3 rRNA genes are annotated in these 5,637 nt (G+C 57.3%); all 3 read left to right on the forward strand.

Going from position 1 to position 5,637, the window contains the following annotated elements:
• Positions 1-313 precede the first annotated feature (313 nt).
• Positions 314-1,828, forward strand: a 16S ribosomal RNA gene (locus tag MED01_RS31165).
• Between the two features lie 380 nt (positions 1,829-2,208).
• Positions 2,209-5,317 (forward strand): 23S ribosomal RNA (locus tag MED01_RS31170).
• Between the two features lie 85 nt (positions 5,318-5,402).
• A 5S ribosomal RNA gene (gene rrf / locus MED01_RS31175) occupies positions 5,403-5,519 on the forward strand.
• Together the 16S, 23S and 5S rRNA genes form the textbook arrangement of a ribosomal RNA operon.
• The last annotated feature ends 118 nt before the right edge of the window (positions 5,520-5,637 follow it).

Raw genomic sequence — 5,637 nt, forward strand, 5'->3', positions numbered from 1 at the left:
AATTGAGGCTGGTTTAGAGTGGGAGTGCTTGAGAGCACAGAAATATCGGTTTGACACGGTGGAAACGAGCGGGTAACGTAGTAAAAGTGCCTGGCGCTGATAGCGCTGGGGACAGGGTGCGGAAAGCCCCGGTTGGGGTTCCACGTGGTGGGGCTTCTGGTCGGTGTGTGGTTGTTCTTTGAGAACTCAACAGGGTGCTTGTAAAGCCAGTGCCAATTATGATTTATACCCCGGACTGGTCAGTTTTTGCTGGCTGGTTGGGATTCCTTTGGCAACATTTGTTTGTTGCCGGGATAGCTGTTCAACTAATTTTTTGTTGGAGAGTTTGATCCTGGCTCAGGACGAACGCTGGCGGCGTGCTTAACACATGCAAGTCGAGCGGAAAGGCCCTTCGGGGTACTCGAGCGGCGAACGGGTGAGTAACACGTGAGCAACCTGCCCCAAGCTTTGGGATAACCCTCGGAAACGGGGGCTAATACCGAATATTACTTCTGGCCGCATGGCTGGTGGTGGAAAGTTTTTCGGCTTGGGATGGGCTCGCGGCCTATCAGCTTGTTGGTGGGGTGATGGCCTACCAAGGCGACGACGGGTAGCCGGCCTGAGAGGGCGACCGGCCACACTGGGACTGAGACACGGCCCAGACTCCTACGGGAGGCAGCAGTGGGGAATATTGCACAATGGGCGGAAGCCTGATGCAGCGACGCCGCGTGAGGGATGACGGCCTTCGGGTTGTAAACCTCTTTCAGCAGGGACGAAGCGAGAGTGACGGTACCTGCAGAAGAAGCACCGGCCAACTACGTGCCAGCAGCCGCGGTAAGACGTAGGGTGCGAGCGTTGTCCGGATTTATTGGGCGTAAAGAGCTCGTAGGCGGCTTGTCGCGTCGACCGTGAAAACTTGGGGCTCAACCCCAAGCCTGCGGTCGATACGGGCAGGCTAGAGTTCGGTAGGGGAGACTGGAATTCCTGGTGTAGCGGTGAAATGCGCAGATATCAGGAGGAACACCGGTGGCGAAGGCGGGTCTCTGGGCCGATACTGACGCTGAGGAGCGAAAGCGTGGGGAGCGAACAGGATTAGATACCCTGGTAGTCCACGCTGTAAACGTTGGGCGCTAGGTGTGGGGGGCCTCTCCGGTTCCCTGTGCCGCAGCTAACGCATTAAGCGCCCCGCCTGGGGAGTACGGCCGCAAGGCTAAAACTCAAAGGAATTGACGGGGGCCCGCACAAGCGGCGGAGCATGCGGATTAATTCGATGCAACGCGAAGAACCTTACCTGGGTTTGACATGGCCGCAAAACTCGCAGAGATGTGAGGTCCTTCGGGGGCGGTCACAGGTGGTGCATGGCTGTCGTCAGCTCGTGTCGTGAGATGTTGGGTTAAGTCCCGCAACGAGCGCAACCCTCGTTCGATGTTGCCAGCGCGTTATGGCGGGGACTCATCGAAGACTGCCGGGGTCAACTCGGAGGAAGGTGGGGATGACGTCAAGTCATCATGCCCCTTATGTCCAGGGCTTCACGCATGCTACAATGGCCGGTACAATGGGCTGCGATACCGTGAGGTGGAGCGAATCCCAAAAAGCCGGTCTCAGTTCGGATCGGGGTCTGCAACTCGACCCCGTGAAGTCGGAGTCGCTAGTAATCGCAGATCAGCAACGCTGCGGTGAATACGTTCCCGGGCCTTGTACACACCGCCCGTCACGTCACGAAAGTCGGCAACACCCGAAGCCGGTGGCCCAACCCTTGTGGAGGGAGCCGTCGAAGGTGGGGCTGGCGATTGGGACGAAGTCGTAACAAGGTAGCCGTACCGGAAGGTGCGGCTGGATCACCTCCTTTCTAAGGAGCACCTTCACCTGAAAGGGTGCAAGGAGCCCGCGGTCCACGAATGTTGGGTCGGGGTGCTCAGATGGCGGAGACACTGGCAAGTTTTTCCTCGGCAACGGTCGGGTTCACCTAGTACAGCTGCTCTTTGGGGTGGTGGGAACGGATGGTCTCGGTGCGGCTGGGGAGGGATGTAGGCACCCTGTTGGGTCCTGAAGGAACAACCGTTGGTTGTTGTTTCAGAGACGCGCCGGCCTCCTGTGTGGGGGCTGGAAGTCTGCCAGGCATGGCCTGGCCTCACATACCGCCAACTGTTGTTGGGTTTGGTGTGGGGCGGATCGGGTTGTGGGTTGGTCGTTTGTTGAGAATTGCACAGTGGACGCGAGCATCTTTGTGGTCAAGTTGTCAAGGGCGAACGGTGAATGCCTTGGCACCAGGAGCCGATGAAGGACGTGGGAGGCCGCGATAGGCCTGGGGGAGCTGTCAACCAAGCTGTGATCCCAGGGTGTCCGAATGGGGAAACCTGGCACCAGTCATGTGGTGTCACCCACACCTGAACACATAGGGTGTGTGGAGGGAACGCGGGGAAGTGAAACATCTCAGTACCCGTAGGAAGAGAAAACAATTTAGTGATTCCGTGAGTAGTGGCGAGCGAAAGCGGATCGAGGCTAAACCGGCTGCGTGTGATACCTGTCAGGGGTTGCGTGGTCGGGGTTGTGGGACCCTGCTGAACAAGCTGACACTTGTTCGAGAAGTTACAAAGTCAGTGGCTAGTCGAACAGTCTGGAATGGCTGACCGTAGACGGTGAGAGTCCGGTAGGTGAAAGTTGCTGACCTTCTGTGGGTGTTCCCGAGTAGCGGCGGACCCCTGAAATCTGCCGTGAATCTGCCAGGACCACCTGGTAAGCCTAAATACTTCCTGGTGACCGATAGCGGACAAGTACCGTGAGGGAATGGTGAAAAGTACCCCGGGAGGGGAGTGAAATAGTACCTGAAACCGTTCGCCTACAATCCGTCGGAGCCTTGCGGGGTGACGGCGTGCCTTTTGAAGAATGAGCCTGCGAGTTAGTGGCATGTGGCGAGGTTAACCCGTGTGGGGGAGCCGTAGCGAAAGCGAGTCTGAATAGGGCGATTCAGTCGCGTGTCCTAGACCCGAAGCGGAGTGATCTAGCCATGGGCAGGCTGAAGCGCGGGTAAGACCGCGTGGAGGGCCGAACCCACCAATGTTGAAAAATTGGGGGATGACCTGTGGTTAGGGGTGAAAGGCCAATCAAACTCCGTGATAGCTGGTTCTCCCCGAAATGCATTTAGGTGCAGCGTCGCGTGTTTCTTGCCGGAGGTAGAGCACTGGATGGTCTAGGGGGCCCACAAGCTTACCGAAATCAGCCAAACTCCGAATGCCGGTAAGTGAGAGCGCGGCAGTGAGACTGCGGGGGATAAGCTTCGTAGTCGAGAGGGAAACAGCCCAGATCACCAGCTAAGGCCCCTAAGCGTGTGCTAAGTGGAAAAGGATGTGGGGTCGCATAGACAACCAGGAGGTTGGCTTAGAAGCAGCCACCCTTTAAAGAGTGCGTAATAGCTCACTGGTCAAGTGGTTCCGCGCCGACAATGTAGCGGGGCTCAAGCACACCGCCGAAGCTGTGGCATTCACATTTTATCCTCGCTTGGACTTGATTCCTTGTGCAGGTGTGTGGATGGGTAGGGGAGCGTCGTGCCGCGAGTGAAGCAGCGGGGTGACCCAGTTGTGGACGCGGCACGAGTGAGAATGCAGGCATGAGTAGCGAAAGAAGGGTGAGAAACCCTTCCGCCGGATGACCAAGGGTTCCAGGGCCAGGCTAATCCGCCCTGGGTGAGTCGGGACCTAAGGCGAGGCCGAGAGGCGTAGTCGATGGACAACGGGTTGATATTCCCGTACCCGCGAAAGAGCGTCCCTGATGAACCTCGTTGTGCTAACCACCCAAACCATCCAAGACCTTCGGGTTGAGGGTGGGGAGCGTGGGAACCTGATGGGTAGTAGTCAAGCGATGGGGTGACGCAGGAAGGTAGCTGAGCCCGGCCGGTGGTTGTGCCGGGGTAAGCGTGTAGGCCGTGTTGTAGGCAAATCCGCAACACACATAGGCTGAGACGTGATGCCGAGCCGATTCAGGTGAAGTCAGTGATCCTATGCTGCCGAGAAAAGCCTCTAGCGAGTTCTTAGCGGCCCGTACCCCAAACCGACACAGGTGGTCAGGTAGAGAATACCGAGGCGATCGGGCGAACTGTGGTTAAGGAACTCGGCAAATTGCCCCCGTAACTTAGGGAGAAGGGGGGCCGGAGACGTGAAGCCCCGCGCGGGTGGAGCGTTGTATGGCCGCAGAGAGCAGGGGGAAGCGACTGTTTACTAAAAACACAGGTCCATGCGAAGAAGTAATTCGATGTATATGGACTGACGCCTGCCCGGTGCTGGAACGTTAAGGGGACCTGTTAGCTCTTCGGGGCGAAGCGGAGAACTTAAGCGCCAGTAAACGGCGGTGGTAACTATAACCATCCTAAGGTAGCGAAATTCCTTGTCGGGTAAGTTCCGACCTGCACGAATGGCGTAACGACTTCCCCACTGTCTCAACCACAGGCCCGGCGAAATTGCAGTACGAGTAAAGATGCTCGTTACGCGCGGCAGGACGGAAAGACCCCGGGACCTTTACTATAGCTTGACATTGGTACTCGAATTAGCTTGTGTAGGATAGGTGGGAGCCGGTGAAGTCCATACGCCAGTATGGGTGGAGGCAATCTTGAAATACCACTCTGGTTGATTTGGGTATCTAACTTCGGACCGTTATCCGGTTCAGGGACAGTGTCTGGTGGGTAGTTTAACTGGGGCGGTTGCCTCCTAAAAGGTAACGGAGGCGCCCAAAGGTTCCCTCAGCCTGGTTGGCAATCAGGTGTTGAGTGCAAGTACACAAGGGAGCTTGACTGTGAGACTGACAGGTCGAGCAGGGACGAAAGTCGGGACTAGTGATCCGGCACTTGCGAGTGGAAGCGGTGTCGCTCAACGGATAAAAGGTACCCCGGGGATAACAGGCTGATCTTCCCCAAGAGTCCATATCGACGGGATGGTTTGGCACCTCGATGTCGGCTCGTCGCATCCTGGGGCTGTAGCAGGTCCCAAGGGTTGGGCTGTTCGCCCATTAAAGCGGTACGCGAGCTGGGTTTAGAACGTCGTGAGACAGTTCGGTCCCTATCCGCCGTGCGCGTAGGATACTTGAGAAGGGCTGTCCCTAGTACGAGAGGACCGGGACGGACGAACCTCTGGTGTGCCAGTTGTCCTGCCAAGGGCACGGCTGGTTAGCTACGTTCGGAAGGGATAACCGCTGAAAGCATCTAAGCGGGAAGCCTGCTTCAAGATGAGGTATCCCACCCACTTTGTGGGGTAAGGCCCCCAGCTAGACGACTGGGTTGATAGGCCGGAAATGTAAGCCCGGTAACGGGTTCAGTTGACCGGTACTAATAGGCCGAGGACTTGACTACTAAGCTGCTACGCGTCCACTGTGCAACTCTGAACAAGCGAACACCCGTGTCGTGATGCCGGGATTGTTTGATATGTTCATAGAGTTACGGCGGTCATGGCGGAGGGGAAACGCCCGGTTACATTCCGAACCCGGAAGCTAAGCCCTCCAGCGCCGATGGTACTGCACTCGTGAGGGTGTGGGAGAGTAGGACGCCGCCGGACAATCTTTCAGAAAGGGCCACCCCCAACAGGGGGTGGCCCTTTCTGCATTCCCCTTTTCCCCGTTTCCCTTTCCTGGTTGATCGCGACCTCGGTTCTCTGGCAATCGGGGTTCACTCGC

This window comes from Micromonospora alfalfae (genome assembly GCF_022230925.1).
Lineage (GTDB): Bacteria > Actinomycetota > Actinomycetes > Mycobacteriales > Micromonosporaceae > Micromonospora > Micromonospora alfalfae.